Annotated in this window: 3 protein-coding genes and 1 pseudogene; all 4 read right to left on the bottom strand. The window is 67.9% G+C overall.

Going from position 1 to position 3076, the window contains the following annotated elements:
• Nucleotides 1-541: pseudogene (locus ACFWF3_RS30145) on the bottom strand (thiolase family protein); the annotation flags it as partial.
• Between the two features lie 17 nt (nucleotides 542-558).
• Entirely contained in the window at nucleotides 559-975 is a 417-nt protein-coding gene (locus ACFWF3_RS30140) for a Zn-ribbon domain-containing OB-fold protein (protein ID WP_379317036.1), read from the bottom strand.
• Nucleotides 976-1905 (bottom strand): alpha/beta hydrolase, encoded by a 930-nt coding sequence (locus tag ACFWF3_RS30135; protein ID WP_379317034.1) that lies wholly within the window; start codon nucleotides 1903-1905, stop codon nucleotides 976-978. It lies immediately after the preceding gene.
• A partial coding sequence (locus tag ACFWF3_RS30130) for a thiolase family protein (protein ID WP_379317032.1) occupies nucleotides 1902-3076 on the bottom strand: 1175 nt, incomplete at its 5' end. The genes ACFWF3_RS30130 and ACFWF3_RS30135, both read right to left, overlap by 4 nt.

The following is a 3076-nucleotide window of genomic DNA, read 5'->3' as shown; positions in this document are numbered from 1 at the left end:
TGATCGGCTTGCGCCGGAAGGCATTCGGGTTCAAGCCGCCGTTGCGGTAGTTCTTGGCGGCCACCTTGGCCAGGGTCTCCTGCGAGATACCGTGGTCGTGGAGGTAGCGATTGGCCTTCATCCCGAAGAACTTCGTGGTCAGGTATTGGCCGTTCTCGCCGTACCACTTGGGCATGCCGACCAGGGTGGGGTCGACGGTGAAGGCGCCGCGCGGATGCTTGTCCATGCCGATCGCGATGCCGATGTCGTACTTGCCGAGCCGAATCGCGTCGGCGCACGCTTCGGTGGCGCTGGCGGAGGTGGCGCAGGCGTTGAAGACATTCGTGAACGGAATACCGGTCAGTCCCATCATGCCCACGATCGCGTCGGGATTGGCGACCTCCCAACTGCCGCCGACCGCGAATTGCACATCGCGCCATTCCAGCCCGGCGTCGGTGAGCGCGGCCCGGATCGCGTCGGTGCCCATCTGCATGGCGGTCTTGCCCTCGAATCGGCCGAAGGGGTGCATCCCCACGCCGATGATCGCTACCTCGTTGGTCATGTCAGAACTCCTGTCCCTCAGGCGGGTTGGAAGGCGAAGGTGAGAACCTCGGCGCCTTCGGGGTCGGTGCCGAGCGGAACGGTCGTGAGCACGACGTCCATCCCGAATTCGAGCTTGTCCGGGTCGTTCTCGGTGAGTCTGGCCTCGACCCGGATCACGTCACCGAGCTGCACCAGCCCGACGCCGAAGGGCACGAAGGTCCGGGCCGTCTCGTCTCCGAGATAGGGCGCGCCCGGCAGGAACCCCTGGGTGGTCCAGGCCACCAGGATTCCGGTGCGCGGCAGAGTGATCTGTTCGATCGACGGGCGGCTGCACCGCGGGCACAGGTCCTGGATCGGGAACACCGCCGCACCGCAGTCGGTGCACGATCCGCCGACGAGGTGGAACTCCTCGGCGGGCCAGTTGGAGATTTCCGGGGCGATCATTCGTTGCATCTATGGTTCCTCGACTTCTGATCGGTAGCGGGCGGGGGTCGATCGCAGCGCGCATTCCTCCACGAACGACAAAAGGCCCAGGTGATAGGCCGCGGCGCCGTAGCCGACGCTCAGGTTGTGCCCACACCCGAATTGCACGTTGTTCACGAACCGTGATGTGGCGGTGAATAATTCGGCAATCCCGGCGCGGGCAGCCGGGTCGGTTCGCCACACCTGCTCGTACTCGGCGTCGGTCACCCGGACCGGGACACGCATCCGCGCGGCGAGCGTGGGGAAGTCCGTCGGCCAGTCGTGCACGACAGCGACCTCGTAGCCCGGCGTGCCCGAGGTCAGCGAACGACCACCGAGGACCTCCGGCGGGTAGCTGTCCTGGGGGAACCACAGCAGTTCACGAATTCCGCCCGCCCTGCCCGTCTTTCGGATCTTTTCGATCACCCGGATGGCCTCGGGACGCTTGTCGACACCGGTGCCCGCCAGTTCGAGGCCGAGCAGTGCGGCGCCCCGATCGTCGGCGGCCATCCGCGCGGCCAGGTCACAGCCCGCCGAATGTCCGGCGAGGAAGACCCCGGCGCCGCGTTCGCTCGTTCCCAGCAGCGCGTCGATCGCGGCGTAGGTCACGTCGACGCGGCGCTGCGGCTCGTCGAACATCTCACCCCACGGTTCCGAAGCGCCGTATCCCGGTCTGTCGAGCGCGAGAACGGTGAAACCCAGTCGGGCGCCGACCCGTAGCAGCGACAGCGACGGCCGGTCCGGTAGATCGAAATAGCGCGCCGTCGTCGCGCCGCCGTGCACGGCGACCAGCACGGCGCGAGGATCGGCGACCTCGGCGCACAGCGCCGACATCCGGATTCCCGCGACCTCGACTTCCCTGGTAACGACGGTGTCGACGGCGCTGTGCTCCGGCAGCAGGCCGGTGCCCTCGGCGCTCACGAGTCCGTCCGCAGCAACATCACACCGCTGGGAGTCAGTCCACCGCTGCTGACGACCGCGACCCGGGCCGCCGGAATCTGCCGCTCCCCCGCCCGGCCACGCAACTGCGTGATCGCCTCGTGGATCAAACCCATGCCGTGGGTGCGCCCGTGCGAGAGTTGCCCGCCGTGGGTGTTCAGCGGCAGCACTCCGTCGCGGGCGATGTTCTTGCCGCCCTGGAGGAAATCCTTGGCCTCACCGATACCGCAGAAGCCGAGCGCCTCGATCCAGGACAGACAGTTGAAGGTGAAGCCGTCGTAGAGCTCGGCGACATCCACATCGTCCGGCCCCAGAGTGGTGCGCGACCACAGATGCGCCGCCTGGCCGAGCACCTGCGGCTCGTGGGTGAGCGTGCTCTGATCCCATTCGAGCCGTTCGATGATCTGGGTGCCGACCGCCTCGACGAAGACCGGCGGTTGAGCCAGATCGGCCACGGTTTCCCTGGCCGAGACGATCACGGCCACCGCACCGTCACACGGCACGTCGCAGTCGTAGAGACCGAAGGGCGTGGTGATGGTGCGGGCGGACAGATACTCGTCCATGGTCAGTGGGTCCCGGTAGATCGCGGAGGGGTCGAGGGCCGCGTTGGCTCGCTGATTGAGCGAGATCCAGCCCAGCGTCTCCCGATCGGTGCCGTAGCGGTGGAAGTGCCGCTGCGCGGTCTGGGCGAGCAGGTGCGCCGCCGAGACCGCGCCGAACGGGGTGAGCCACGGGTCGGTGATCCCGCCGGACGGCGCGATCGCGCCGGCGCGCACATGTTCGGCATAGGTGGATTCCCACACCGTGCGAAAGCACAGCACATGACGCGCCAGACCACTGGCCACCGCGAGCATCGCCGCGATCACCGAGCCACCGGGGCCGAAGGTTTCCGCGCTGCCGTTGTACCAGGTCGGGCGGATGCCCAGCGCCGATTCCACCGCCGTGACGCCGCCTTCGGAGAAGGGCCCGAAGTTCCCCGACCCCGGATAGGTCGACAGACCGTCGAGGTCGTCGAGGTCGAGTCCGGCATCGGCGACCGCCGCCCGGCACGCCGCCAGGGTCAGCGACAGCGGGTCGGCCATGAGCCGCCGCCCGATCTCGGACCGGCCGATCCCGGTGAAGGCGACTTTGTCCTCGAACTTCTCGCGCGAGG

This window comes from Nocardia sp. NPDC060220, assembly GCF_042727815.1.
Classification (GTDB): Bacteria; Actinomycetota; Actinomycetes; order Mycobacteriales; family Mycobacteriaceae; genus Nocardia.
This window is presented reverse-complemented; position numbering and strand designations above follow the sequence as displayed.